Origin of the sequence: Geodermatophilus tzadiensis (assembly GCF_003002915.1) — a bacterium.
GTDB classification, from domain to species: domain Bacteria; phylum Actinomycetota; class Actinomycetes; order Mycobacteriales; family Geodermatophilaceae; genus Geodermatophilus; species Geodermatophilus tzadiensis.
Genome location: NZ_PVTG01000008.1, coordinates 175,751 through 201,492, shown reverse-complemented (window position 1 = coordinate 201,492; position 25,742 = coordinate 175,751). Strand labels below are relative to the sequence as shown.

General features: G+C 74.8%; 22 protein-coding genes and 2 rRNA genes. 18 read left to right on the top strand and 6 right to left on the bottom strand.

Going from position 1 to position 25,742, the window contains the following annotated elements; genetic code table 11:
- Together LY71_RS12575 and rrf are read left to right on the top strand one after the other, a co-directional pair.
- Positions 1-91 (top strand): 23S ribosomal RNA (locus tag LY71_RS12575); the annotation flags it as partial.
- 92 nt (positions 92-183) lie between these two features.
- Positions 184-300 (top strand): 5S ribosomal RNA (gene rrf / locus LY71_RS12570).
- Between the two features lie 97 nt (positions 301-397).
- On the opposite strand, the gene LY71_RS12565 is transcribed toward rrf, so the two are convergent.
- Together LY71_RS12565 and LY71_RS12560 are read right to left on the bottom strand one after the other, a co-directional pair.
- Positions 398-1,060 carry a DUF2461 domain-containing protein gene (locus tag LY71_RS12565; RefSeq protein WP_106277936.1) on the bottom strand — a complete coding sequence of 221 codons (663 nt, stop codon included), beginning with the start codon at positions 1,058-1,060 and terminating at the stop codon, positions 398-400.
- Complete coding sequence (locus LY71_RS12560) at positions 1,057-1,638, bottom strand: GNAT family N-acetyltransferase (protein ID WP_106277934.1); 582 nt, start codon at positions 1,636-1,638, stop codon at positions 1,057-1,059. The genes LY71_RS12565 and LY71_RS12560 overlap by 4 nt, the downstream gene beginning before the upstream one ends.
- A gap of 65 nt (positions 1,639-1,703) precedes the next feature.
- Here LY71_RS12560 and LY71_RS12555 point away from each other — a divergent pair, with 65 nt between their 5' ends.
- The 6 genes from LY71_RS12555 to LY71_RS12530 all read left to right on the top strand — a co-directional run bounded on the left by LY71_RS12555 (position 1,704) and on the right by LY71_RS12530 (position 8,278).
- Positions 1,704-2,936: a winged helix-turn-helix domain-containing protein gene (locus LY71_RS12555; protein WP_106277932.1), complete on the top strand. Its 1,233-nt coding sequence runs from the start codon at positions 1,704-1,706 to the stop codon at positions 2,934-2,936.
- A gap of 11 nt (positions 2,937-2,947) precedes the next feature.
- Positions 2,948-3,760, top strand: coding sequence for a thymidylate synthase (locus LY71_RS12550; protein WP_106277930.1), 813 nt, complete (start codon positions 2,948-2,950; stop codon positions 3,758-3,760).
- A gap of 3 nt (positions 3,761-3,763) precedes the next feature.
- Positions 3,764-4,288, top strand: a complete 525-nt coding sequence (locus LY71_RS12545) for a dihydrofolate reductase (RefSeq protein WP_106277928.1) — start codon at positions 3,764-3,766, stop codon at positions 4,286-4,288.
- Between the two features lie 10 nt (positions 4,289-4,298).
- Positions 4,299-5,213, top strand: a complete 915-nt coding sequence (dapA, locus tag LY71_RS12540; protein WP_106277926.1) for a 4-hydroxy-tetrahydrodipicolinate synthase — start codon at positions 4,299-4,301, stop codon at positions 5,211-5,213.
- On the top strand, positions 5,210-6,922 hold the full coding sequence (locus LY71_RS12535; protein ID WP_106277924.1) for a ribonuclease J: 1,713 nt from the start codon (positions 5,210-5,212) through the stop codon (positions 6,920-6,922). Before dapA ends, LY71_RS12535 begins: the two co-directional genes overlap by 4 nt.
- Before the next feature lie 93 nt (positions 6,923-7,015).
- The gene (locus LY71_RS12530) at positions 7,016-8,278 is read left to right on the top strand and encodes a right-handed parallel beta-helix repeat-containing protein (protein ID WP_106277922.1); all 1,263 of its coding nucleotides are present in this window, start codon (positions 7,016-7,018) and stop codon (positions 8,276-8,278) included.
- 76 nt (positions 8,279-8,354) lie between these two features.
- Here LY71_RS12530 and LY71_RS12525 read toward each other — a convergent pair whose 3' ends face one another.
- From LY71_RS12525 to LY71_RS12515, 3 genes are all read right to left on the bottom strand, one after another.
- Positions 8,355-9,023, bottom strand: a complete 669-nt coding sequence (locus LY71_RS12525; protein WP_106277920.1) for a zf-HC2 domain-containing protein — start codon at positions 9,021-9,023, stop codon at positions 8,355-8,357.
- Positions 9,020-9,553, bottom strand: a complete 534-nt coding sequence (locus LY71_RS12520; protein WP_106277918.1) for a sigma-70 family RNA polymerase sigma factor — start codon at positions 9,551-9,553, stop codon at positions 9,020-9,022. Before LY71_RS12520 ends, LY71_RS12525 begins: the two co-directional genes overlap by 4 nt.
- Positions 9,554-9,614: 61 nt before the next feature.
- Positions 9,615-11,558 (bottom strand): S9 family peptidase, encoded by a 1,944-nt coding sequence (locus LY71_RS12515; protein WP_106277916.1) that lies wholly within the window; start codon positions 11,556-11,558, stop codon positions 9,615-9,617.
- 75 nt (positions 11,559-11,633) lie between these two features.
- Here LY71_RS12515 and LY71_RS12510 point away from each other — a divergent pair, with 75 nt between their 5' ends.
- The 10 genes from LY71_RS12510 to LY71_RS12465 all read left to right on the top strand — a co-directional run bounded on the left by LY71_RS12510 (position 11,634) and on the right by LY71_RS12465 (position 24,675).
- Positions 11,634-14,198 (top strand): DNA translocase FtsK, encoded by a 2,565-nt coding sequence (locus tag LY71_RS12510; protein ID WP_106277914.1) that lies wholly within the window; start codon positions 11,634-11,636, stop codon positions 14,196-14,198.
- A gap of 78 nt (positions 14,199-14,276) precedes the next feature.
- Positions 14,277-15,707, top strand: coding sequence for a 30S ribosomal protein S12 methylthiotransferase RimO (rimO, locus tag LY71_RS12505; RefSeq protein ID WP_106277912.1), 1,431 nt, complete (start codon positions 14,277-14,279; stop codon positions 15,705-15,707).
- A gap of 16 nt (positions 15,708-15,723) precedes the next feature.
- Positions 15,724-16,374, top strand: a complete 651-nt coding sequence (pgsA, locus tag LY71_RS12500) for a CDP-diacylglycerol--glycerol-3-phosphate 3-phosphatidyltransferase (protein WP_245887861.1) — start codon at positions 15,724-15,726, stop codon at positions 16,372-16,374.
- 181 nt (positions 16,375-16,555) lie between these two features.
- Complete coding sequence (locus tag LY71_RS12495; RefSeq protein ID WP_106277908.1) at positions 16,556-16,981, top strand: helix-turn-helix domain-containing protein; 426 nt, start codon at positions 16,556-16,558, stop codon at positions 16,979-16,981.
- Between the two features lie 125 nt (positions 16,982-17,106).
- Positions 17,107-18,336 (top strand): DUF4032 domain-containing protein, encoded by a 1,230-nt coding sequence (locus LY71_RS12490; protein ID WP_106277906.1) that lies wholly within the window; start codon positions 17,107-17,109, stop codon positions 18,334-18,336.
- A 231-nt stretch (positions 18,337-18,567) separates the two neighbouring features.
- Complete coding sequence (locus tag LY71_RS12485) at positions 18,568-19,815, top strand: extracellular solute-binding protein (RefSeq protein ID WP_245887860.1); 1,248 nt, start codon at positions 18,568-18,570, stop codon at positions 19,813-19,815.
- Positions 19,812-20,774 carry a carbohydrate ABC transporter permease gene (locus tag LY71_RS12480; RefSeq protein ID WP_106277904.1) on the top strand — a complete coding sequence of 321 codons (963 nt, stop codon included), beginning with the start codon at positions 19,812-19,814 and terminating at the stop codon, positions 20,772-20,774. The genes LY71_RS12485 and LY71_RS12480 overlap by 4 nt, the downstream gene beginning before the upstream one ends.
- Entirely contained in the window at positions 20,774-21,607 is an 834-nt protein-coding gene (locus LY71_RS12475) for a carbohydrate ABC transporter permease (protein ID WP_106277902.1), read from the top strand. The genes LY71_RS12480 and LY71_RS12475 overlap by 1 nt, the downstream gene beginning before the upstream one ends.
- A 48-nt stretch (positions 21,608-21,655) precedes the next feature.
- Entirely contained in the window at positions 21,656-22,942 is a 1,287-nt protein-coding gene (locus LY71_RS12470) for an ABC transporter ATP-binding protein (RefSeq protein ID WP_106277900.1), read from the top strand.
- A gap of 98 nt (positions 22,943-23,040) precedes the next feature.
- Positions 23,041-24,675, top strand: coding sequence for a glycoside hydrolase family 13 protein (locus LY71_RS12465; protein ID WP_106277898.1), 1,635 nt, complete (start codon positions 23,041-23,043; stop codon positions 24,673-24,675).
- A 7-nt stretch (positions 24,676-24,682) separates the two neighbouring features.
- On the opposite strand, the gene LY71_RS12460 is transcribed toward LY71_RS12465, so the two are convergent.
- Positions 24,683-25,708 carry a PfkB family carbohydrate kinase gene (locus tag LY71_RS12460; protein ID WP_106277896.1) on the bottom strand — a complete coding sequence of 342 codons (1,026 nt, stop codon included), beginning with the start codon at positions 25,706-25,708 and terminating at the stop codon, positions 24,683-24,685.
- Positions 25,709-25,742 lie beyond the last annotated feature (34 nt).

Below are 25,742 nucleotides of genomic sequence, written 5' to 3'. Positions count from 1 at the left end.
CCCCGCCCAGACCAGCGGGTTGATAGGCCGGAAGTGGAAGCACCGCGAGGTGTGGAGCTGACCGGTACTAACAGGCCGAGGGCTTGACCACACACCGTCAAGCCATCAAACAATCGACAGCTCGCGTCCACTGTGCGGTTCTGAACGCACCCAACCCCGACCGGGTTGACATGTTCACAGTGTTACGGCGGTCATGGCGAGAGGGAAACGCCCGGTCCCATTCCGAACCCGGAAGCTAAGCCTCTCAGCGCCGATGGTACTGCCCTGGAGACGGGGTGGGAGAGTAGGACACCGCCGGACAACCATTCCCGGAAGGGCCCCCACCACCCGGTGGGGGCCCTTCCGCGTGTCCGGTATCCGTCGTCCCGGCCGTGCTGTTCAGGGAGCCGACAGCCGCTCAGCGGCGACGGACCTCCTTGGTCGTGGCGCCCACGTTGTCGGCGAGCCAGGCGTTGAGGTCGGTGAGCTCCCGCCAGGCCGAGCGCACGTGCTCCAGTGCCTCCCGGGTGTGCAGCCACTCCGCGAAGGGGAAGAGCCGGCCCGCGTGCAGCGAGCGGTGCCGGAGCAGGTCCGCGCGGGCGTCGTCGACGTCGTAGCCCTTCGGCACCCGCGTCAGGCGGTCCCCGTCCACGGTCCAGCCCGCACCGGCCAGCCGGTCGACCTCGGTGCGCAGCCGCGGCCCCTGGACGTCGTCGGCCACGGCCCGGCGGTAGCGCTCGACCTGGTCGGACTCCAGCCGCCACGCGCCACCGGCGACCCGCAGCCCCTCGGCGGAGACCTGCACGTACCAGGCGCCGGCACCCCGGCCCTCCTGATGAGCCACCGCGCCCTGGTGCGTCTTGTACGGCGTCTTGTCGTGGCTGAAGCGCACGTCCCGGTAGGGACGGAACAGCTTCGCCGGGCCGAACTCGCCCGCCAGCTCGTCCACCAGCGCCTGCATCGGCGCGCGGACGCAGTCCTCGTACACCGACCGGGAGTGCGTCCAGTAGGTCTTGGAGTTGTCCGCCTCCAGGCCCTCGTAGAAGACGAGGCCCTCGTCGGGGAAGCCGGTGAACGTCATGCGTCCTCCTCCAGCAGGGTGTGCCAGCGGACCTCCCGCACCGGCGTGCCGGCGGCGTCCAGCGTGCGGACCCACCCCTCGCGCGCCCACCCGGCCGACTCGAGGAACCCGGCGGTCACCGCGTCGCCCTCGGCGACCCACGCCTGCAGGCGGCGCGCACCCGTCCTGCGCGCCAGGTCGGCGACCGCGGCCAGCAGCCGGCTGCCGTGCCCGCGGCGTCCCCACCGCGGCTCCACGAGCAGCACGGCCAGGTCCGTCGTCGGCCCGGCCGGGTGCGGCTGCTCGCCGTCGTCCAGCTCGGCGGGGCCGTGCGCGGCGAAGCCCACGACGCGCCCGTCGTCGACGGCGACCAGCACGCCGTGCCCCGGCGTCGGGGGAGCGGTCACCGCGGCCGTCCACGCGGCCTCGGCGGCCGTGGCGTCCCAGCCGTCGAGCACCGCGGCCGGCAGCAGCGCCCGGAACGCCGTCCGCCAGGTCTCGCCCTGCACCCGCGCGATGGCGGCTGCGTCGGCGGGCACCGCGGGGCGCACGGACACCTCCGCGGTGCCGGTCAGACGCGGGAAGGGCAGGGACTCCACGCACGCAGCGTAGGTCGGTCCGCCGCCGACGCGAGACCGTCGGCGGGCCACGGCAGGATCAGCGCGTGACCCCTCCCGCCGTCGACCGGCTGCCGGCAGCGCTCGCCCGGCGGACCGCGCTGGCCGCCCAGGGGCTCGCCGACCCGCGGCCGGCCGTCGTCCCCGGCGCCCGACAGCTGCGGAGGGTGACCGACCGGATGTCGGTCGTCCAGATCGACTCGGTCAACGTGCTCTCCCGCTCCCACTACCTGCCCGCGTTCAGTCGGCTGGGCGCCTACCCGCGGGCGGCCATGGACGACTTCACCGCCCGCCGGTCCGACGTCTTCGAGTATTGGGCGCACGAGGCCAGCTACCTGCCCGTGCGCCTGCACCCGCACCTGCGCTGGCGCATGGCCGCCGCGGAGGAGCACGCCTGGGGCTCGATGGTGCGCATCCAGCGGGAGCGGCCCGGCTACGTCGCCGAGGTGCTCGACCGGGTGCGCGGGGCCGGCCCGCTCAAGGCCAGCGACCTCGCCGAGCCCCGGCCCGACCGGCCCGGCTCGATGTGGAACTGGCACGCGGGCAAGGTGGCGCTCGAGTGGCTGTTCTACACCGGCGTGCTCACCGCCCGGGCCCGGACGACGTCCTTCGAGCGGGTCTACGACCTCACCGAGCGGGTGTTGCCGCCCGCCGTCCTGCGGATCCCGACGCCGGACCCCGCCGACGCCGTCCGCGAGCTGGTGCGCACCGCCGCCCGCGCGCTCGGCGTGGCCACCGAGCGGGACCTGCGCGACTACTTCCGCCTCCGCCCGGCGCCGGCCCGCCAGGCGATAGCCGAGCTCGCCGACGCCGGGGAGCTGCTGCCGGTCGAGGTCGACGGGTGGGGGGCGCCGGCCTGGCTCGACCCGGCGGCGCGCCGGCCGCGGTGGGTCCGCGCCCGCGCGCTGCTCTCGCCGTTCGACCCGCTCGTGTGGGAGCGGCCGCGCGTGGAGCGCATCTTCGGCTTCCGCTACCGGCTGGAGATCTACACCCCGGCAGCGCAGCGGGTGCACGGCTACTACGTGCTGCCCTTCCTGCTCGGCGACCGGCTCGTCGCCCGCGTCGACCTCAAGGCCGACCGGCAGGCCGGCGTCCTGCGCGCACAGGCCACCCACGCCGAGGCCGGCGTCGACCGGGCCGAGGTCGCCGCGGAGCTCGCGGCCGAGCTGCGGCTGATGGCCGGCTGGCTGGAACTCGACGACGTCGCCGTCGCCGAGCGGGGCGACCTGGCGACCGACCTCACCCGCACGCTGACGGCCGCCGCGTCCGGCGTCGCCTAGGCTCGGCGCCCGTGACGAGCACCGGAGGAGTCGACACGCAGTACGAGGACCTCCTGCGCCGCGTCCTCGAGACGGGGACGCCGAAGTCCGACCGCACCGGCACCGGGACCGTCAGCCTGTTCGGCGAGCGGCTGCGCTACGACCTGTCCGAGCGCTTCCCGCTGGTCACCACCAAGAAGGTGCACTTCCGGTCGGTCGCCGTCGAGCTGCTGTGGTTCCTGCGCGGCGAGGGCAACACCCGCTGGCTGAAGGAGCACGGCGTCACCATCTGGGACGAGTGGGCCGACGCGGACGGCGACCTCGGGCCGGTCTACGGCGTCCAGTGGCGCTCGTGGCCCACCCCGGACGGCGGCACCGTCGACCAGGTCCAGGGCGTGCTCGACACGCTGCGCACGGACCCCGACTCGCGGCGCATGGTCGTCTCGGCCTGGAACGTCGCCGCGCTGCCCGACATGGCGCTGGCGCCCTGCCACGCGCTGTTCCAGTTCGCCGTGCACGACGGGCGGCTGTCCTGCCAGCTCTACCAGCGCAGCGCCGACATGTTCCTCGGCGTCCCGTTCAACATCGCCGGCTACGCGCTGCTCACCCGCATGGTCGCCGCCCAGGTCGGCCTCGAGCCGGGGGAGTTCATCTGGGTCGGCGGCGACTGCCACGTGTACAGCAACCACGTCGAGCAGGTCCGCGAGCAGCTCTCCCGCGAGGTGCGGCCCTTCCCGACGCTGGAGATCGCCCCGGCGCCGTCGCTGTTCGACCACGCCTTCGAGGACTTCACCCTGCACGGGTACGACCCGCACCCGGCCATCCGCGCCGCCGTCGCGGTCTGACCGGTGCCGGTCCAGCTCATCTGGGCGCAGGCGCACGACCGGGTCATCGGTGCCGGCGGCCGGCTGCCCTGGCACCTGCCCGAGGACCTACGGCTGTTCCGGCAGCTGACCACCGGCGGCACCGTGGTCATGGGCCGGCGCACCTGGGAGTCGCTGCCCCCGCGCGCCCGGCCCCTGCCCGGGCGGCGCAACGTCGTGCTCACCACCGACCCGCACTGGACGGCCGCGGGCGCCGAGCGCGCCGGGTCGGTCGCGGAGGTGCTGGCCGGCGCCGGCGACTGCTGGGTGATCGGCGGCGCCGCCGTCTACGCCGCGTTCCTGCCGCACGCCGACCGGCTGGTGGTCACCGACGTCGACCTGGCCGTCGACGGCGACACCCGCGCGCCCGCCCTCGACCACGGCTGGCACCGCGCCGTCCGCACGCCGGGGCGCGGCTGGGCGACGTCGACCAGCGGGCTGGCCTACGCGGTCTCCGAGTACGTGCGCGCACCCGCTGCCGGGCCGGGCACCGCCGCGGCCGGTCGGTAGATTCGACCCCATGACCACCGACCCCGCCCGGCCCTTCGGGCGAGTGCTGACGGCGATGGTGACCCCGTTCGCCGAGGACGGCTCGATCGACCTGGCGGGGGCCCAGGAGCTGGCCGCGCACCTGGTGGACCGGCAGGCCCACGACGGCCTGGTGGTGCTCGGCACCACCGGCGAGGCCCCCACCCTGGCCGACGGCGAGCAGCACGCCGTCCTCGAGGCCGTCATCGACGCCGTCGGCGACCGCGCCACCGTGGTCGCCGGTGTCGGCACGAACGACACGGCGCACAGCACCGACAACGCCCGCCGCGCCGAGCGGCTCGGGGCCGACGGTCTGCTCGTCGTCACCCCGTACTACAACAAGCCGCCGCAGGCCGGGCTGCTGCGCCACTTCACCGCGGTCGCCGACGCCACCGACCTGCCGGTGATGCTCTACGACATCCCGCCGCGCTCGGTCGTGCCGATCGAGGTGGAGACGCTGGTCCGCCTCGCGGAGCACCCGCGCATCGTCGCGGTCAAGGACGCCAAGTCCGACCTCGGCGCGATGGCCTGGACGCTGGCCCGCACCGACCTGGCCTACTACTGCGGCGAGGACATGGTCAACCTGCCGATGCTGGCGCTGGGCGCGGTCGGGGTGGTGAGCGTGGTCGGCCACCTGGTCGGTCCCCGGCTGGCCGAGCTGATCGCCGCGGTCGAGGCCGGTGACCTGGCCAAGGCGCGCGAGGTCAACGAGAGCCTGCTGCCGGTCTACACCGGCGTCTTCCGCACCCAGGGCGTCATCACGGTCAAGGCGGCGCTGCGCGAGCTGGGTCTGCCCGGCGGCCCCGTGCGCCCGCCGCTGGTCGACGCCACGCCCGAGCAGCTGGAGCAGCTGCGCACCGACCTCACCGCCGGTGGGGTCCACCTCGGAGAGGTCCACACCCGGTGACCGTCAGCTCGGCCGGACAGGCCAACCAGCCGCACCTCGACCTCAAGACGCCGCCGCCGCTGCCGGCCGGCGGGCTGCGCGTCATGGCGCTCGGCGGCCTGGGCGAGATCGGCCGCAACATGGCCGTCCTGGAGTTCGAGGGCAAGCTGCTGGTCATCGACTGCGGCGTGCTCTTCCCCGAGGCCGAGCAGCCCGGCGTCGACCTGATCCTCCCGGACTTCGGGGTCATCGAGCACCGCCTCGACGACGTCGCCGCCGTCGTCCTCACCCACGGGCACGAGGACCACATCGGCGCCATCCCCTACCTGCTGCGGCTGCGCGGGGACATCCCGCTGGTGGGCTCGCGGTTCACGCTGGCCCTCGTCGCGGCGAAGCTGCGCGAGCACCGGCTCGACCCGGTGCTGGTCGAGGTGGCCGCCGGCGACGACCACCTGGCCGGGCCGTTCCACTGCGAGTTCATCGCGGTCAACCACTCGATCCCCGACGCGCTCGCCGTCGCCGTGCACACGCCCGCGGGCGTGCTGGTGCACACCGGCGACTTCAAGATGGACCAGCTGCCCCTGGACGGCGTCCTCACCGACCTCGGCGCCTTCGCCCGGCTCGGCCTCGAGGGCATCGACCTGCTGCTGGCCGACTCCACCAACGCCGAGGTGCCCGGCTTCGTCGTCCCGGAGCGGGCGATCGGGCCGGTGCTCGAGGACGTCTTCCGCCGCGCCACCCAGCGGCTGATCGTCTCCAGCTTCGCCAGCCACGTGCACCGCATCCAGCAGGTGCTCGACGCCGCGGAGACCCACGGCCGCAAGGTCGCCCTCGTCGGCCGCTCGATGGTCCGCAACATGGGCGTGGCCCGCGACCACGGGCTGCTGCGGGTGGCGCCGGGCCTGATGGTCAGCCTGGACGAGGCGACGTCGATGCCGCCCGAACAGGTGGTGCTGGTCAGCACCGGGTCGCAGGGCGAGCCGCTGTCGGCGCTGGGCCGCATGGCGCGCGGCGAGCACCACCAGGTCACGATCGAGGCCGGCGACACGATCGTGCTGGCCTCCTCGCTGGTGCCCGGCAACGAGACCGCCGTCTACAAGGTCATCAACGGCCTGGCGCGGCTCGGCGCCACCGTCGTGCACAAGGAGACGGCGATGGTGCACGTCTCCGGGCACGCCCCGGCCGGCGAGCTGCGCACGCTGCTCAACGTCGCCAAGCCCCGCTACCTCATGCCCGTGCACGGCGAGTGGCGGCACCTGCGCGCGCACGCCGCGCTGGCCGAGCAGACCGGCATGGCCGCCGACCGGGTGCTGCTCGCCGAGGACGGCGTGGTGGTCGACCTCGTCGACGGCAAGGCCTCGATCACCGGCTCGGTGCCGGTGGGCAACGTCTACGTGGACGGCCTCAACGTGGGCGACGTCGGCGAGGAGTCGCTGCAGGAGCGGCGGATCCTCGGCGACGAGGGCTTCGTGGCGCTCACCGTCGTCATCGAGCCCTCCACCGGGACGATCGTGCGGCCGGTGCACCTGTCGACCCGCGGCTTCTCCGACGACCCGACGGCCTTCGACGAGGTGCTGCGGCTGGTCGAGGACAACCTCAAGCGGGAGCTGTCCGACGGGCAGACCGAGGCCCACCGGCTCTCCCAGGTCATCCGCCGGACGGTCGGCAAGTGGGTCAGCGACACCCACCGCCGCCGGCCGATGATCATCCCGACGGTCCTCGAGGTCTAGGCAGGGGCTGAACGCGGGGAGCGCCGCTCCCGTACCCCCTCGTGCACGGCGCCCGGCAGGCGGGCGCCGTCCACCTCACGAGGGGACCCCCGCATGCGATCCACGACCCTGCGCGCCGGCACCGTCGCCGGCGCCTCGGCGTTCGCCCTGCTCCTGCTCGCCGCGACCCCGGCCGCGGCCGGCGGCGGCTCGGGCGGCTCGGGCGGCAGCACCGTCACCACCACGGCCGACGGCGGCGCCGGCTCCCTGCGCGCGGCCGTGCAGGCGGCCAACGCGGCCGGCTCGGGCACCGTCGTGCTGTCCCCGCGCACCTACCGGCTGGCGCTGGCCGGCAGCGACGACACCGCCGCGGCCGGTGACCTCGACGTCACCGGGCACCTGGTGGTCGAGGGCCGCGGTGCCACGGTCGACGCCGCGCGCCTCGACCGGGTGTTCGACGTCCGCCCGGGTGCCTCGCTGACCCTGCGGCAGGTCACCGTGACCGGCGGCGTGGCCCCCGGCCAGCCGAGCGCCACCGGCGGCGCCTCGGGTGGCGGGATCCTCAACGCCGGCACGCTCGCCGTCGAGCGCAGCACGGTCACCGGCAACTCCGCCGTCCGCGCCGGCGGCGGCATCGAGGCGATCGCCGGCTCGACGACGACGGTCACCCGCTCCACGCTGTCGCACAACGCCACCGGCCCGACCCCCGGCAACGGCGGCGGCCTGCACCTGACCGGCACCGGCACCGTGCACGTCGACCGCAGCCACGTGGTCGGCAACACCGCCGCAGCGGAGGGCGGCGGTCTGTGGAACTCGGCCACCGGCACGATGACGGTCAGCGGCAGCACGGTCAGCGGCAACACCGCCCGCGGCCCGGCGGCCGACAACGGCGGCGGCGGGCTGTTCAACGACGGCGGACGCCTCACCGTGGAGCGCAGCGAGGTCCGCGACAACGTCGCCGACGGCGCGGCGGGCTCCGGTGGCGGGCTGCTCAACGACAGCGGGACGCTGACCGTCACCCGCACCGTGGTCGACGGCAACCGCGCCGTGCGCGCCGGCGGCGGCATCGAGGCCGACACCGGGACGACGACGCTGGAGCGCACCACGCTCACCGGCAACCACACCGGCGCGAACCCGGGCAACGGCGGCGGCCTGCACCTCACCGGCGCCGGCACCGTGCGAGTCGACCGCGGCACGGTCACCGGCAACAGCGCCGCCAACGAGGGCGGCGGGCTGTGGAACTCCGAGCCCGGGACCATGACGGTCACCCGCACGGAGGTCTCCGGCAACACCGCCCCGGTCGGCCCGGACGTGTTCCAGGACGGCGCGGGCCGCGGCTTCACCCTCGACGGGCAGCGGGTCCCCGGCGAGGCCTGACCCGCTCGCGCAGGGGGGCGCCGACCACGGGGCGGCGCCCCCCTGTCGTGCGAGCGGTCCGTGTCGGGAGCCCGCGTCAGAAGTCCGAGCGGACCACCACGTCCCCGTCGGCGTCGACCACCTCGAAGCCGACCGCGTCGGCCCGCAGCACCGAGGAGTTGAGGTTGCAGTCCAGCGGCTGCGGCCCCACGCCCAGGAACTCCCCGGCCGGCACCTCGACGCCGTCCTCGGTGGTCACCGCGACCCGGTAGACCTCCCCGGCGGCGAACCCGCTGCCCGACAGCTTCACCTCCACGCCCCAGGTGTGCGGCACCAGGTCGGCGCTCGCCTCCACGTCGGGCGCCACGGCCTGCACGGTCACCGGCTCCAGCGGCGGCGGGGCGGGCACCGGGCGGGCCAGCCAGCCGGTCACGGCGCCGGCCGCCGCGATCCCGGCGGCGGCCGCCCCCAGGGCGACCCGGCGGCGCACGGCGGCCCGTCGCGGGGGCACCACCCGGCGCTCCTCCGCCGCGATCCGGGCGAGCACGGCGGCACCCAGGCCCGGCGGGGGCGTCGGCGTGCGGTCCAGCGCGTCGGGGTCGACGGCGGCCAGCCGCGCGGCCAGCGGCGCGAGCTCGGCCAGCTCGGCCCGGCAGTCGGCGCAGCCGTCGAGGTGGGCGCGCACGCGCGCGGCCTCGGCCGGCTCCAGGTGCCCCAGGGCGAGGGCGCCCAGCAGCTCCCGCAGCTCCCGGTGCTCGTCCCTCACGGCTCGACCCCCATCTCGTCCAGGGCCAGGCGCAGCGCCTTGAGCCCGTAGAACACCCGGCTGCGCACCGTCCCGACCGGCACGCCCAGGTCGGCGGCCACCTCGGCGTACGGCCGGCCGCGCAGGTGGGTCTGCACGATCGCCGTCCGGTGCTCCTCGCTGATCCGGCGCAGCGCCTCCTCGACCACCCAGGCGTCGACCAGCCGCGCGTCGTCGGCCTCGACCGCCGGGGCGTCGGACTCGGCGACGTCGGTCAGCTGCCGCTGCCACGGGCGGACGGCGAAGCGCCGCGCCTCGTCGACGACGACGTTGCGCGCGATGGCGAACAGCCAGGTGCGCAGGCTGGCCAGCTGCGGATCGTAGGAGCCCGACGCCCGCCAGGCGCGCAGGAACACCTCCTGGACGACGTCCTGCGCGGCCCCGCCGTCGCCGAGCTGGCGCAGCGCGAAGCGGTAGAGCTCCGGGCCGTGCGCGGCGTAGGCCGCCTGCACGTCCAGCGGCGCCGCGGGCGTCCGTGCGTGCCGTCCCATCCGCGCCCTCCCGGTCCCCGGTCCCGTCGGAGGGGGCGTACGGCTGCCGGGCCCGGCCGGTTCAGCGCACCACGTCGACCGGCTCGATGCCCTCCGCCTCGGGCAGCGCGAAGCCCCACACCTGCGCGTAGAACGACAGCTCGCCGTCCAGGGCGGCGCGGATGTTCTCCGCTCGCCGGAAGCCGTGCTGCTCGCCCTCGAACAGCAGGTAGGCGTGCGGCACGCCCTTCTCCCGCAGCGCCGCCACCAGCGCCTCCGCCTGCTTCGGCGGGACGACGCGGTCCTCGGCGCCCTGGAACACCGCCAGCGGGGTGTCGAGCGCGTGCACGTGGGTGATCGGCGAGCGCTCGGCGTAGACGTCGGCGCCCTCCGGCCAGGGTGCCACCAGCCCGTCGAGGTAGCGGGACTCGAACTTGTGGGTGTCGGCGGCCAGCGCGGCGAGGTCGGCCACCCCGAAGTGGCTGGCGCCGGCGGTGAAGGTCCCCGGCCGCAGCACCAGCGCGGCCAGCGTCGTGAACCCGCCGGCCGAGCCACCCCGGATGGCGGCGCGAGCCGGGTCCACGCGGCCGGTGCCGGCCAGGTGGCGGGCGCAGGCGACGACGTCGTCGAGGTCGACCACCCCCCACCGCCCCCTGAGCGCCTCCCGGTAGCGGCGGCCGTGGCCGGTGGAGCCGCGGTGGTCCACGTGCGCCACGCAGAACCCGCGGGAGGTGAAGTACTGGACCTCCAGGTCCAGCGTCCGGTCGTGGGCCGACGTCGGGCCGCCGTGCACCATCACCAGCAGCGGCGGCAGCTCCCCGTCGGGGCCGCGCACCTCCGGGTTGGTCGGCGGGTAGACCGCGGCGTGCGCCTCGGCCACCCCGGTGCCGCGGTCCTCGGTCGGGAAGGTCACCTCGACCGGCCGGGACAGCCAGGCCGGGTCCAGGCCGAGGTCGCGCGCCGGGCGCAGCACCTCGACGTCCCCGGCGTCGGCGTCCACCCGCAGCACCACCGGCTCGCTCACCGGTCCGCCCGCCGCGCACACCACCGCGCCGCCCTGCGCGCGCAACTGGGTGAGCGAGGTGGAGGGCAGGTCCAGCTCCCGCAGGTCGCCGCCGGGGGAGAGGACGGCCAGCCGGTCGGCGCCGTCCCGGGGGACGGCGAGCGCGACCCGGCCGCCGGGCAGCGGGACGGCGCGGCTGGCGCCGAAGCGCCACTGCGGCCGGGCCAGGTCGACGCCGGTGTCGAGCACCGGCTCGAGGTCGCCGCCCGGCCGCCACCGCCACAGCGCCCAGACGTCGGTGCGGTCGCAGAACAGCAGCAGCGAGCCGTCGGCGTCCCAGGTCGGCTGCACCACCGACTCGCCCGGCCCACCCGCGACTCGCGTCTCGCCCCCGTCGGCTGCCCGGACTACCAGGCGGGCGGCGTCCCAGGGCATGTCCGGGTGATCCCACTGCAGCCAGGCCAGCTGCCCGTCCGGGCCCGGCCGCGGGTCGGAGACGAAGTCCGGGCCGCTCACCAGCACCGTCTCGCGGCCGTCGGGGCCGATGCGCACCACCTCGTCCACCACGTCGGCCGCGGCGCCCGACGCGGTGTGTGTCTCCCGGACGGCGAGCAGGCCGCCGTCGCCGGTGGGCGTGAGGTCGGCGTACCGGACCCCGGAGGGGATCTCCGGCTCGGGCGTGAGGGCGACCGGCGCGACCTCCCCGGGGGCCAGCCGGTACAGCCGCTGGTCGCCGGAGGAGGCGAACCACAGCACGCCCCCGGCCACGGTCCACGCGCCGCCGCCGTACTCGTGCACGCGGGTGCGGGCGTCCCACGGGGGAGGGAGCACGTCGGTGACCGTGCCGTCGGCCGACCGGCGCAGCAGGGCCGAGCGGCCGCCCTCGGCCGGCCGTGACTCCGACCACCAGACGTCGTCGCCGTCGACCAGGACCTCGCCGAGCCGGGCGGCGGCGCGCACGACGAGTGCCGAGGTCACCGGGGTGGGCCAGCTGCCGTACGGCAGGGGCGGGGGAGTCGGCACGGACCCGACCGTAGACGGGGGACACGACGTGCGCGCCTGCCCGGGCGGCGGCGGCCCGGCGGCTACCGTCGACGCATGCCTGCCCGTACCACGCCCTCGCGCCGCCCGGCCGGGTCGGCCCCCAAGGGCCGGTCCGGGTCGAGCGCCGCGGGCAAGCGGCCGGCCGCGCGCCCGCCCGCCCGCAACGGCAACCGCAAGCCACCCGCCCGCAAGCCCGCCCAGCAGGGGCCGGGCGCGGCCGCCGCCGTCTGGCGGGCCACCGCCGGTGCCTGGTCGCTGCTCGCCCGGGGCGCCGGCGGCCTGGCCCGCTCGGTCGCCCGCCCGGAGGAGGCCGAGCCGCTGGCCCCCGAGCACCGGCGCGACGGCGCGGGCCTGGCCGTGCTCGGCCTGGCCGTCGTCCTCGGCGCGGCCGCCTGGTTCGACGGCATCGGCCCGGTCGGTGCCGGCCTCGCCGACGGCGTGCGCTGGGTCGTCGGCGCGCTGCTGGTCGTGCTGCCGGCCGTCCTGTTCCTGGCCGCCCTGCGGCTGCTGCGGCGCGGTCCCCGCCCGGAGGAGCGCGGGCGGCTGGCCATCGGCTGGCTGTGCGCGGTCGTGTCGGTGCTCGGCACCGCCTCGGTGGTCGGGGACGCCGGTGCCCCGCTGGAGGGCCGGCCGGGCACCGGCGGCCTGGTCGGCTGGGCGGTCGGCACCCCGCTGACCGCGGGCCTGGGCCCCGTCGTCGCGGTCCTCCTGCTGGCCCTGCTCGCCGTCTTCGCCGTCCTCGTGCTCACCGCCACGCCGCTGCACCAGGTGCCCGAGCGGCTGCGCGCCTTCGTCGAGCGGACCACCGGCCGCACCGACGAGGACTGGGACGACGCCGACCACTACGACGAGGACGAGGAGGTCGGGGAGGAGCCCGTCCGGCCGCGCCGCTCCAAGCGCGCCGCGCTGTCCGAGGCCCTCTCCGAGGACGCCCCCGACCTCACCAGCACCGGCCCCGTCGACCACGTCCCGGCCGTCGACGTCCGCGACGCCGTCCGGGTCGAGCCGGCGCCCGACCCGGTGCCGGCCCCGCCGCAGCGCCGGGCACCGGTCGTCGACCGCACCGCGCCGCCGGAGGACCTGGCGCCGGTCACCGAGCCCGAGCAGCTGCGCATCGAGCCGGTGGAGGGCGAGTACACGCTGCCGTCGGTGTCGCTGCTGCGCCCGGGCACGCCGCCGCGCAAGGAGTCGCAGGCCAACAACGCCGTCGTCGAGGCCATCCGCGGGGTCCTCGAGCAGTTCAACATCGACGCCGACGTCACCGGCTACACGCGCGGTCCGACGGTGACCCGCTACGAGGTGGAGCTCGGGCCGGCGGTGAAGGTCGAGAAGATCACCGCGCTGACCCGCAACCTGGCCTACGCCGTCGCGAACGACAACATCCGCATCCTCGCGCCGATCCCCGGCAAGTCGGCGGTGGGCATCGAGGTGCCCAACGCCGACCGCGAGACGGTCAGCCTCGGCGACGTCATGCGGTCGCAGACCGCCAAGCAGGACCCGCACCCCATGGTGGTCGGCCTCGGCAAGGACATCGAGGGCGGCTTCGTCACCGCCAACCTGGCGAAGATGCCGCACCTGCTGGTGGCCGGTGCCACCGGCGCCGGCAAGTCCTCGTGCATCAACTCGCTGCTGACCTCGCTGCTGCTGCGCTCCACGCCCGAGCAGCTGCGGATGATCCTGGTCGACCCGAAGATGGTCGAGCTGACGCCCTACGACGGCATCCCGCACCTCATCACGCCGATCATCACCGACCCGAAGAAGGCCGCGACCGCGCTGGCCTGGCTGGTCGAGGAGATGGAGCAGCGCTACCAGGACATGCGGGCCACCGGCGTCCGGCACATCGACGACTTCAACCGCAAGGTCGAGCGCGGGGAGATCGTGGCCCCGCCCGGCAGCGAGCGGGTCTACCGGCCCTACCCCTACATCCTGGCGATCGTCGACGAGCTCGCCGACCTCATGATGGTCGCCCCGCGCGACGTCGAGGAGTCGATCGTCCGGATCACCCAGAAGGCGCGCGCCGCCGGCATCCACCTGGTGCTGGCCACCCAGCGGCCCTCGGTGGACGTCGTCACCGGCCTGATCAAGGCCAACGTGCCCTCCCGGCTGGCGTTCTCCACCTCCAGCCTGACCGACAGCCGGGTCATCCTCGACCAGCCCGGCGCGGAGAAGCTCATCGGCATGGGTGACGCGCTGTTCATGCCCATCGGGGCCGGCAAGCCGCAGCGGCTGCAGGGCGCGTACGTGTCCGACGCCGAGATCGAGGCGGTCGTCGAGTTCACCAAGCGGCAGGCGGAGCCGGAGTACCGCGAGGAGGTCTTCAGCGCGGCCGCCGCCGGTGAGGCGCAGAAGGAGATCGACGAGGACATCGGCGGGGACCTCGACCTGCTGTGCCAGGCCGTGGAGCTCGTCGTCACCAGCCAGTTCGGGTCGACGTCGATGCTGCAGCGCAAGCTGCGGGTGGGCTTCGCCAAGGCCGGCCGGCTCATGGACCTCATGGAGACCCGCGGCGTGGTGGGTCCCTCGGAGGGCTCCAAGGCCCGCGACGTGCTGGTCAAGCCCGACGAGCTGGAGTCGGTGCTGTTCACGTTGCGCGGCGGGACGCTCCCCGCGGCCGAGTAGCAGGACCCCCGTGCAGGGTCCCGTCGCGGACCTGCGAGGAGCGGGGGGGCGCGGGGGTCCGTCGACTACGATGGGCTGGTGACAGCTCCGCCCAGCCCTGCCCGGACCGTGGCGGTGGTGACCCTCGGGTGCGCCCGCAACGAGGTCGACTCCGAGGAGCTGGCCGGCCGCCTGGCCGCCGGCGGCTACGAGCTCGTCGACGACGCCGAGGGCGCCGACGCCGTCCTGGTCAACACCTGCGGGTTCATCGAGTCGGCCAAGAAGGACTCGGTCGACGCCATCCTGGCCGCCACCGACTCCGGCGCCGAGGTCGTCGCCGTCGGCTGCATGGCCGAGCGCTACGGCTCCGAGCTCGCCGGCGCGCTGCCCGAGGCCACCGTCCTCGGCTTCGACGACTACGGCGCCATCGGCGACCGGCTCGACGACGTCCTCTCCGGCCGCCCGTTGGTGCCGCACACCCCGCGCGACCGGCGCACGCTGCTGCCGATCAGCCCGGTGGCCCGCACCGCCGCCGTCACGGCGGCGCAGGCACCGGCCATCCCCGGCCACGGCTGGGTGCAGCGCCGTCGGATGGCCTCCGGGCCCACCGCCGCGCTCAAGCTGGCCTCGGGCTGCGACCGCCGCTGCGCCTTCTGCGCCATCCCCACCTTCCGCGGCTCGTTCGTGTCCCGGCCGCCGGCCGAGGTGCTCGGCGAGGCGCGCTGGCTGGCCGGGCAGGGCGTCACCGAGCTGGTGCTGGTCAGCGAGAACTCCACCTCCTACGGCAAGGACCTCGGCGACCTGCGCTCGCTGGAGCGGCTGCTGCCGCAGCTGGCCGCGGTCGAGGGCATCGCCCGGGTGCGGGTCGCCTACCTGCAGCCGGCCGAGCTGCGGCCCGGCCTGCTGGAGGTCATCGCCACCACCGAGGGCGTCGCCCCCTACTTCGACCTGTCCTTCCAGCACTCCTCGCCCGGGCTGCTGCGCCGCATGCGCCGCTTCGGCGGCACCGACGACTTCCTCGCCCTCGTCGAGCGGGCCCGCTCGCTGGCCCCGGAGGCCGGCTTCCGCACCAACGTCATCCTCGGCTTCCCCGGCGAGACCGAGGACGACGTCGCCGAGCTCGAGCGCTTCCTCACCGGGGCCCGGCTCGACGCCGTCGGGGTGTTCGGCTACTCCGACGAGGAGGGCACCGAGGCGGTCGGCCTGCCCGGCAAGCTCGACCGGGCGGAGATCGACGCGCGCGTCCGCCGCGTCACCGACCTCGTCGAGGAGCTGACCGCGCAGCGCGCCGAGGAGCGGGTCGGCACCCGCGCGGAGGTGCTGCTCACCGAGGACCTCTCCGCGGAGGAGGGGCCGGGCGTGTGGGCCGGGCACGCCGCCCACCAGGACCCCGACGCCGACGGCACGACCACGGTCACCGGCGTCCCCGACGGGGCCCGCCCCGGGCAGCTGGTGACCGCCGAGGTGGTGGGCACCGAGGGCGTCGACCTGGTGGCCACCGCGCTCGCGCCGGTCCCGGCCGGCCGGTGAGGACCCGCTGAGCGCCGTGGCGCCCGACCCGGCGGCCACCCCGCCGCAGACGGCCCGGCTGGTCAACCTGCCCAACGCGCTGACCGTGCTGCGGCTGGCCGTCGTCCCGGTGTTCGCCGTCCTGCTGCTGTCCGACGGCGGGATGGACGACGACCGGCGGGTGTGGGCCACGGTGGTCTTCGCCCTGGCGATCATCACCGACCGCTACGACGGGCTCATCGCGCGGCGCACCGGGCAGGTCACCGAGTTCGGCAAGCTCGCCGACCCCATCGCCGACAAGGCGCTGACCGGCACCGCGCTCGTGGGCCTGTCGGTGCTCGGGCTGCTGCCCTGGTGGGTGACCCTGGCGATCCTCGTGCGCGAGGTCGGTGTCACCCTGCTGCGGTTCTGGGTGATCCGGCACGGGGTCATCGCCGCCAGCCGCGGCGGCAAGGCCAAGACCGTCGTCCAGGCGCTGGCCATCGGCCTCTACACCCTGCCGCTGGAGGGCCTGCTGGCCAGCGCCCGCTGGTGGGTCATGGCCGCCGCGCTGGTCCTCACCGTCGTCACCGGCGTCGACTACGTCTACCGCGCCCTCACCCTGCGGCGGACCAGTGCCCGCGCCGCGCGCGCGGCCGCCGAACGGCGCGCCGCCGGCCGGCGCACGGACGCCCCCGACGCCGCCTGAGGGAGGACCCGCTGCGGGCCGCGCCGGGTCCTCGGCGGGCGGAACGTCCGGGTCCACCTCGGTGTTACGCCATGAGCGGACGCGGCCCTGCCGGCGCGGTGACGGTCGGGCCCGCCGCGTACCGTGGGCGCACGGCACCGGCCGGTGCCGCCGCTTCCCCCCTGCCAGACAGGAGACGGCCATGACGCTGCTGCGGACCCAGCTCGGGCAGACCCTGCGCGGTCACCGGCTGCGCCAGCGGCGGACGCTGCGCGACGTCTCCGGCGCCGCCCGGGTGAGCCTGGGCTACCTCTCGGAGGTCGAGCGGGGTCAGAAGGAGGCCTCCTCCGAGCTGCTCGCCTCCATCTGCGACGCGCTCGACGTCGAGCTGGCCGACCTGCTGGCCGAGGTGAGCACCGAGCTGCGCGGCCCCGACCGCCGCGTCCGCCCGCTCGTCCCCGCCGCCGGCGTCCCGGCCGACGCGGCTGCCGCCGAGCAGCCGGCCGCGGAGCAGGTCGCCGTGCCCGCGGCCGCCGAGCCCGCGGCCGCCGAGCCGGCCCTCGCCCTCGTGGGCGCCACCACGCGCGCCGCGCACCGCGCCGGCTCCGCGGTCTCGCTCGCCGCCTGACACCGCGCCCGGCCCGGGCGTCGTCACCCGGCGCCGCGCGACCGCGGACCGCCCGTGGCAGGCTGACGCAGGGACCACCCACCGCCGGTGGTGGGCTGCACGAGGCCAGCAACGGAGGTCGCGCCGTGCGGTACCTGTTCCGCCCACCGGGCACAGACGGGGCGGCGCTGCTCGCTCTCCCCTGGCACCAGCCGCTGGAGGAGTGGGACCCGAGCCTGCTGCTCGAGGTCCCGCAGCGCGGCATCTCCCGGCACGTGGTGCGCTTCGTCGCCGAGCAGGGCAAGGTCTTCGCGCTCAAGGAGATCGCCGAGCCGCTCGCCCGGCACGAGTACGCCCTGCTCGGCGAGTTCGAGGAGGAGGGCCTGCCCGCGGTCTCGGTCCTGGGCATCTGCGTGGACCGCCCCGACGGCCAGGACGCCATCCTGGTGACCCGGTACCTCGAGTACTCGATGTCCTACCGCTACCTGTTCTCCCGGCCCAGTGCCCGGCAGTCGGTCGACCAGCTCACCGACACCCTGGTGGTGCTGCTCGTGCGGCTGCACCTGGCCGGCATCTTCTGGGGCGACTGCTCGTTGTCCAACACCCTCTTCCGGCTCGACGCCGGAGCGCTCGCCGCGCACCTGGTCGACGCCGAGACCGCCGAGCGCCACCCCCAGCTCTCCCGCGGCCAGCGGCACTACGACCTCGACCTCGCCCGCGAGCGGGTGGGCGCCGAGCTCCTCGACCTCCAGGCCGGCGAGCTGCTGCCCCGGGGCGTCGACCCCATCGAGGTCGCCGACAGCCTGCCGGTGCGCTACGACCGGCTGTGGGAGGAGATCACCCACGAGGAGGTCTTCCGCGCCGAGGAGCAGCGCTACCGGGTGGCCGAGCGGCTGCAGCGGCTCAACGACCTCGGCTTCGACGTCGGCGAGGTCGAGCTGGTGACCTCCGACGAGGGCGCCCGGCTGCGCGTCGAGACGCGCGTCTCCGCCCCTGGGCAGCACCGGCGGGAGCTGTTCCGGCTGACCGGCCTGGAGGTTCAGGAGAACCAGGCGCGGCGGCTGCTCAACGACCTGCGCACCTACCGCGCCTACCTGGAGCAGAAGACCGGCGCGCCGGTGTCCGAGGCGGTGGCGGGGGCGCAGTGGCTGGCCGAGGTCTACCAGCCGGTGATCGACGCCATCCCGCCCGACCTCGTCGGCCGCCTGGCGCCGGCCGAGGTCTTCCACGAGGTGCTCGAGCACCGGTGGTTCCTCTCCGAGCAGGCCGGCCGGGACGTCGGCACGACGGCGGCCGCGAAGTCGTACCTGCGCACCGTCCTCCCGGCCACGCCCGAGGAGCTCACGACGCCCTCGGTGATCGCCCGACGACCCTGAACCGCAACGTCCCGGCGCTGGTCACGCCCCGGACACAGCCGGGTTGCGCCGGTCTGTGAGGTGGGCCACGGTACGGAAACGCGGTGATCGTCGAGCTCGCCGGAACGGAGGCGATCGGTCTTGTCCTTCGCACAACGACGGAGTCCGGGGTCCGGGGGGCGTCGTCGTCCCGGCCGCACCCCACGAGGCCGGTCGCGACGTGTCCTGGGGGGTGCGGCGTCCGCCTTCGTGGTGGCGTCCACGCTGGCCGCCTGCGGCGGCGGCGGGGACTCCGCCACGCCGACCCTCAACTGGTACATCAACCCCGACTCGGGCGGGCAGGCGGCGATCGCGGAGCGGTGCTCGGCGGAGTCGAACGGGGCCTACCAGATCGTGGTGTCCCAGCTCCCCCGTGACTCGCCCGCCCAGCGGGAGCAGCTGATCCGCCGGCTGGCGGCGAACGACACCTCGATCGACCTCATGAGCATCGACGTGGTGTTCCCGCCCGAGTTCGCCCAGGCGGGCTTCCTCGCCCCCGTCCCGGAGGACGTCGCCCAGGAGGTCACCGAGGGCGTGTTCCAGGGTGCCGTGGACTCCGCCACGTGGAACGACGAGCTGGTCGCGGTCCCCTTCTGGTCGAACACCCAGCTCCTCTGGTACCGCAAGTCGGTGGCCGAGGCAGCCGGGCTCGACATGAGCCAGCCGGTCACCTGGGAGCAGCTGATCGAGGCCGCGGAGGGCCAGGACAAGCTGCTCAGCGCCCAGGGCCGGCGGTCGGAGTCCCTGATGGTGTGGTTCAACGCCATGCTGGAGTCCGCCGGCGGCCAGTACATCGTGGAGAGCGGGGAGGGCCCCGACGACATCGAGTTCGGCCTCGCCACCCCCGAGGCGGACCGCGCCTCCGAGGTGATGGCCGCCGTCGCCAACTCCTCCGCGGTCGGCCCCGGCTTCACCACGTCCAACGAGGACACCAACGCGAGCGAGTTCGAGGGCGAGGACGCCGGCTTCATGGTGAACTGGCCGTTCGTCTACGCCCAGGCGCTGAGCAAGGTCGAGGCCGGCACCCTGGACCAGTCGGTGCCCGACGACTACGGCTGGGCGCTGTACCCCGCCGTCGACGAGGGCACGCCGAGCGCGCCGCCCCTCGGCGGGATCGACATCGCCGTGTCGGCGTTCAGCCCGCACCCCGATCTCGCCTACGAGGCGGTCACCTGCATCGTCTCGGACGAGAACCAGGCCGAGTACATGGTGACCAACGGCAACCCGGCGTCGTCGATCGCGGTCTACGACGACCCCGAGGTGCAGGAGGCCTACCCCATGTACGACACCATCCGGGAGTCCCTGGAGCTGGCGGCCTCCCGTCCACTGACGGCCTACTACAGCGAGGTCCTGGGTTCCTTCCTGCGCGAGTTCCACCCGCCGGGCTCGGTCGACGACCAGACCGGTGAGCGGACGGAGACACTCACCCGAGCCGTCCTGAACGGAGAGCAGCTGCTATGACGCAGACAACCCTGCCGCCGGTCGAGAAGACCCAGCCGGTCTCCTCACCGCGCGGGTCGATCAGCGACCGGTCCCGGGCCGAGCGCAAGCTCGGCTGGCTGCTCGCCGGCCCGGCCTTCCTGGTCATGCTGCTGGTGACCGCCTACCCCATCGTGCAGGCGGTCTACTACTCGCTGTTCAGCTACCGGCTGACCGACCCCGAGAACCGGTCGTTCGAGGGCCTCGGCAACTACTGGGTGATCCTCACCGACGCCGTGTGGTGGCAGTCCATCCTCGTCACCGTGATCATCACGGTGATCACGGTGGCCGTGGAGCTGGTGCTCGGCTTCGCGCTGGCCATGGTCATGGCCAAGGCACTGAGCTCGATCCGGCCGGTGGTCCGGGCCGCCATCCTGATCCCCTACGCGGTGATCACGGTCGTGTCGGCCTTCGCCTGGGCGTTCGCCTTCCGGATCAGCACCGGCTTCGTCAACAGCTGGTTCGCCTGGCTGCCGGGCGTCAGCGAGACCACCGACTGGTTCGGTGGGCAGGCCTCCTCGCTCTTCGTGATCTGCATCGCGGAGATCTGGAAGACGACCCCCTTCATCTCGCTGCTGCTCCTGGCCGGCCTCGCCCAGGTGCCCGACGTGCTCCAGGAGGCGGCCAAGGTCGACGGCGCGACGGCCTGGCAGCGGCTGTGGAAGGTGACCATCCCGAACATGAAGGCCGCGATCATGGTCGCGTTGCTGTTCCGGACCCTGGACGCGTTCCGGATCTTCGACAGCATCTTCATCATGACCGCGGGGGCGAACAACACCGAGTCGGTCTCGTTCCTCGCCTATCGGCAGACGATCTCCCGCGTGGAGATCGGCCTCGGCTCGGCGGTCTCGGTGCTGCTGTTCCTGTCGGTGGTGCTCATCGCCTTCAGCTTCATCAAGGGGTTCCGGGTCGACCTGGCCCAGGCACGAGGAGAGCGCTGATGTCGACCAAGCAGAAGACCTGGTGGTGGATCGGCGGGATCGTGATCGTCGTCTACTGCCTGTTCCCGATCGCCTGGATCCTCTCGCTGTCCTTCAAGACGACGGCGGACCTCGCGAACAAGCAGTTCCTGCCGTCGACGTGGACGTGGGAGAACTACTCGACGATCCTCACCGGCACGGCGAGCGACCTGTTCCTGCCGGCGCTGCGCAACAGCTTCGGGATCTGCCTGATCGCGACGTTCATCTCGTGCGTCCTGTCGATGTTCGCCGCGTACGCGATCGCCCGGCTGGACTTCCCGGGCAAGAAGCTCATCCTCGGCACCGCGCTGGCCGTGGCCATCTTCCCGGTGATCTCGATCGTCACGCCGCTGTTCAACCTGTGGCGGCAGATCGGGCTGTACGACACCTGGCCCGGCCTGATCATCCCGTACCTGTCGCTCACGCTGCCGATCTCCATCTGGACGATGTCCGCCTTCTTCCGGGAGATCCCGTGGGAGATGGAGCAGGCGGCCCAGGTCGACGGCGCGACGACCTGGCAGGCCTTCCGCAAGGTGATCGTCCCGCTCGCCGCACCCGGCGTGTTCACCACGGCGATCATCGCGTTCTTCATCGCCTGGAACGACTTCGCGTACGGCATCTCGCTGACCTCGACCAGCCGCGCGCGCCCCGTCCCCGCGGCCCTCGGCCTGTTCTCCGGGGCCTCCCAGTTCCAGGACCCGACCGGGGCCATCGCCGCGGCGGCGGTGATCGTCACCATCCCCGTCGTCGTCCTGGTGCTCATCTTCCAGCGGCGCATCGTCGCCGGCCTCACCAACGGCGCGGTCAAGGGCTGACCCGGCCGTGCCCCCCACTCCTTCGACCCCCCGAGGGGACTGGTCCTGATGGCCTCCATCGAGATGCGCAACATCGTCAAGCAGTACGGCGACGGCTACCCGGCGGTGAACGACGTCAGCCTCGACATCGCCGACGGCGAGTTCATGATCCTGGTCGGCCCGTCCGGCTGCGGGAAGTCCACGCTGCTGCGGATGATCGTCGGGCTGGAGGACATCACCAGCGGCGACATGGTGATCGGCGGCAAGCGGGTCAACGACCTCGCCCCGCGCGAGCGCAACCTGTCGATGGTCTTCCAGAACTACGCGCTGTACCCGCACATGACGGTGTACGAGAACATCGCCTTCCCGCTGCGGCTGTCCAAGACCCCCGACGACGAGGTCCGCCGCCGGGTGACCGAGGCCTCCGACGTGCTCGAGCTCAAGGAGCACCTCGAGCGCAAGCCGGCCAACCTCTCCGGTGGCCAGCGCCAGCGGGTGGCGATGGGGCGGGCGATCGTGCGCCAGGCCGAGGCGTTCCTCTTCGACGAGCCGCTGTCCAACCTCGACGCCAAGCTGCGCGGCCAGATGCGCACCGAGATCTCGCGGCTGCAGCGCCGGCTGGGCATCACCACGGTCTACGTCACCCACGACCAGACCGAGGCCATGACCCTCGGCGACCGGGTCTGCGTGCTGCGCAAGGGCAAGATCCAGCAGGTCGCCTCGCCGCGCGAGCTCTACGAGCAGCCGGTCAACCTCTTCGTCGCCGGGTTCATCGGCTCGCCGCCGATGAACTTCCTGCCCGCGACGCTGGAGGGCACCACGCTGTCGACCCCGTTCGGGCCCATCGCCCTGGACGAGAAGCGCGCCGCGGCCGTCGGCGGCCGGGACCTGCTGCTGGTGGGCATCCGGCCGGAGTACTTCGAGGACGCCTCGCTGGTGGACGAGGCGAAGCGGCCGGTCGGGTCGGTGTTCCGGGCGCGGGTGGACGTGACCGAGTGGCTGGGCGACTCGCAGTACGCCTACATCCCCTACGAGGCGCCGGAGTCGATCACCGCCCAGCTGCGCGACCTGTCCCGGGAGCTGGACTCCGAGGAGCTGCGGACCCAGGCGATCGTGTCCATCGACTCCACCAGCCGGATCCGCGAGGGCCGCGAGGCGGAGTTCTGGCTGGACAGCCGGAAGATCCACGTCTTCGACCCGCAGACCGGTGAGAACCTCACCCGCGACGCGGAGGCCGGCGCCCGGCTGACGCAGATGGCCACCGAGGACCGGGTGGACCAGGTACAGCACGCGCAGGCGACCGGCCAGACCGTCTCCGGTCAGGGCTCCGGGGCGCACCGGGCCGGGGCCGTCTGAACGAGGGCCTCCCTGCCCCCCACCACGCGCAGGCTCGCGGCGGGCCCCTGCAGGGAGGCCGCCGTCCGGCCGCACTGACGGGGGACGGGGGAGGAGTGGTGGACGACCGCCGTCCGTGGTGGCGGACGGCGGTCGTCTACGAGGTCTACCTGCGCAGCTTCGCCGACTCCGACGGCGACGGGGAGGGCGACATCGGCGGCCTGCGCAGCCGGCTGCCCTACCTGGTGGACCTCGGCGTGGACGCCGTGTGGATCACCCCGTGGTACCCCTCGCCGATGGCCGACGGCGGCTACGACGTCACCGACCACCGGGACATCGACCCCCGCTACGGCACGCTGGCCGACGCCGACGCGCTCGTCGCCGAGGCGCACGAGCGGGGCCTGCGCGTCCTCGTCGACCTGGTCGCCAACCACACCTCCGCGGAGCACCCCTGGTTCCGGGCGGCGCTGGACGGCGGCCGGGCGGCACCGGAGCGGGCCCGCTACTTCTTCCGCGACGGGCGCGACGGCGGCCGGACGCCGCCCAACGACTGGATCAGCGCCTTCGGCGGCCCGGCGTGGACCCGGGTCCCCGAACCCGACGGCCGGCCCGGCCAGTGGTACCTGCACCTGTTCGCCCCCGAGCAGCCCGACCTCGACTGGGACCACCCCGCCGTGCGGGAGGAGTTCGACGGCGTCGTCCGCTTCTGGTTCGACCGCGGCGTCGACGGCATCCGGGTCGACGCCGCCCCCGCCATGGCCAAGGTGCCGGGGCTGCCCGACGCCGGGCACGGCGCGGACGCGACGTTCGACAGCGCCGGCTGGGTGGACAACCCGCACTGGGACGTCGACGCGGTGCACGAGGTCTTCCGGCGGTGGCGGCGGATCGCCGACCGCTACGACGGCGACCGGCTGTTCGTGTCGGAGGCGGTGGTGCGGGGACCCGAGCGGCTCAGCCGCTACGTCCGCCCCGACGAGCTGCACACCACCTTCAACTTCGACTACCTGCGCGCGCCGTGGGACGCCCGGGCGCTCCGCGCGGCGGTGGACGGGACGCTGGCCGCCCTCGCCCCGGTCGGCGCCCCGGCGACGTGGGTCCTCTCCAGCCACGACGAGACGCGGCACCTCACCCGCTTCGGCCGGGCGAGCAGCGCGGCGGCCACCATGGGGTTCGACGTGCTCGGCGCACCGGTCGACCTCGCCCTCGGGCGGCGCCGCGCGCGGGCCGCCGCGCTGCTGAGCCTGGCCCTGCCCGGCGGCGCCTACCTCTACCAGGGGGAGGAGCTGGGCCTGCCCGAGGTCGAGGACCTCCCCGCCGACGCCCTGCAGGACCCCACCTGGGCGCGCTCGGGCCACACGGCGCGCGGCCGGGACGGCTGCCGGGTGCCGCTGCCGTGGTCCGGGCAGGACCCGCCGTACGGCTTCGGCCCGGGCGCGGGCCAACCGTGGCTGCCGCAGCCGCCGTCGTGGCGCGGGCTCAGCGTCGCCGCCCAGCAGGACGACCCGGCGTCCACGCTGTCGCTGTACCGGACCGCGCTGCGGCTGCGCCGGGAGCTGTTGGCCGAGGAACCGCTGACCTGGCTCGACCTCGGCGACGACGTCCTGGCCTTCGCCCGCGGCCCGGCGTTCCGCTGCGTCGTCAACCTCGCCGACCGGTCGCTGCCCCTCGCCGGGCTGGGGCGCCCGCTGCTGGCCAGCGAGGACGTCGGCGCCGACCTGCCGCCGGACACCGCCGCCTGGCTGGCCGTCGACTGACCGGGGGCTACCCGCCGGCGCGCTGCTCGCGGGCGGCCGCCAGCTCGGCGGCGGTGGGCGGGTCGGCGCCCACCCGGGTGCAGTTGAGCGCGGCGACGAGAGCGGCGTCGTCGACCACGCGCACCAGGTCGTCGTCGGGGAGCTGCTCGAGGGCGGCGCGGGAGGTGACGCCGCCGGCGAGCAGCCCGGCGAACAGCCCCGCGGCCAGCGAGTCGCCGGCGCCCACGGTGTCGGCCACGGTCACCCGCGGCGGCTCCCGGTGCAGCAGCGGCCGGCCCGGCCGCGCCACCCGCAGCGGCGCGCCGCCGTCGGTGAGCAGCACCAGCGCCGGCCCGCGGTCGGCCCAGGCCTGCGCGGTGCCGTCGAGGTCGGCGGCCGCGCCGGGGTCGAGCCACGCCAGGTCCTCGGCGCTGACCTTGACCACGTCGGCGACGGCGAGCAGCCGCCCGAGCCGCGCGCGGACGGCGTCGGGGTCGTTGCCCAGCGAGGCGCCCACCGGGCCGCCCGCGAGCATCGGCCGCAGGTTGGGGTCGACGCTGAGCAGCGCGCTCCCGGCGAGGCGCTCGGCGAGCCGGGCGATGGCGTCGCACCCCGGAGCGGTCCACGAGGAGATCGAGCCGACGTGCAGCACCGCGGTCCCGGCCGGCAGGACGGCGGCCAGCTCGTCGTCGGTCCACTGCCAGTCCGCGGCGCCCTGGACGTGGAAGCCGTAGTCGGGGGAGCCGGTCTCGTCCAGGCCGACGACGGCCAGGCTGACCGGCTCGACGGCCGCCACCATCCCGCCGACGTCGACGCCGGAGAGCTCGGCGTGCCGCCGCAGCGGCGCGGCGAGCGGGCCGGTGCCCAGCCGGGCCAGCAGGGACACCCGGGTGCCCAGCCGGCCGGCGGCGACGGCGACGTTCAGGGCGTTCCCGCCGGGACGGGCGACGTAGTGCGGCGCGGTGCCCTCCGGCCCGGCGTCGGCCGAGGGGTCGGGCAGCAGGTCGACGACGAGCTCGCCGAGGACGGTGAGGACGGGCGCTCCGGTGGCCACCTCCCCGACCCTAGGACCCCCGGGCCGCTCCCAC

Coding starts and splice junctions, on each gene's coding strand:
- LY71_RS12510 (WP_106277914.1), top strand. CDS start 11,634: ATGCCTGCCCGTACCACGCCCTCGCGCCGCCCGGCCGGGTCGGCCCCC.
- LY71_RS12565 (WP_106277936.1), bottom strand. CDS start 1,060: ATGACGTTCACCGGCTTCCCCGACGAGGGCCTCGTCTTCTACGAGGGC.
- LY71_RS12520 (WP_106277918.1), bottom strand. CDS start 9,553: ATGGGACGGCACGCACGGACGCCCGCGGCGCCGCTGGACGTGCAGGCG.
- LY71_RS12480 (WP_106277904.1), top strand. CDS start 19,812: ATGACGCAGACAACCCTGCCGCCGGTCGAGAAGACCCAGCCGGTCTCC.
- LY71_RS12475 (WP_106277902.1), top strand. CDS start 20,774: ATGTCGACCAAGCAGAAGACCTGGTGGTGGATCGGCGGGATCGTGATC.
- LY71_RS12470 (WP_106277900.1), top strand. CDS start 21,656: ATGGCCTCCATCGAGATGCGCAACATCGTCAAGCAGTACGGCGACGGC.
- LY71_RS12495 (WP_106277908.1), top strand. CDS start 16,556: ATGACGCTGCTGCGGACCCAGCTCGGGCAGACCCTGCGCGGTCACCGG.
- LY71_RS12530 (WP_106277922.1), top strand. CDS start 7,016: ATGCGATCCACGACCCTGCGCGCCGGCACCGTCGCCGGCGCCTCGGCG.
- dapA (WP_106277926.1), top strand. CDS start 4,299: ATGACCACCGACCCCGCCCGGCCCTTCGGGCGAGTGCTGACGGCGATG.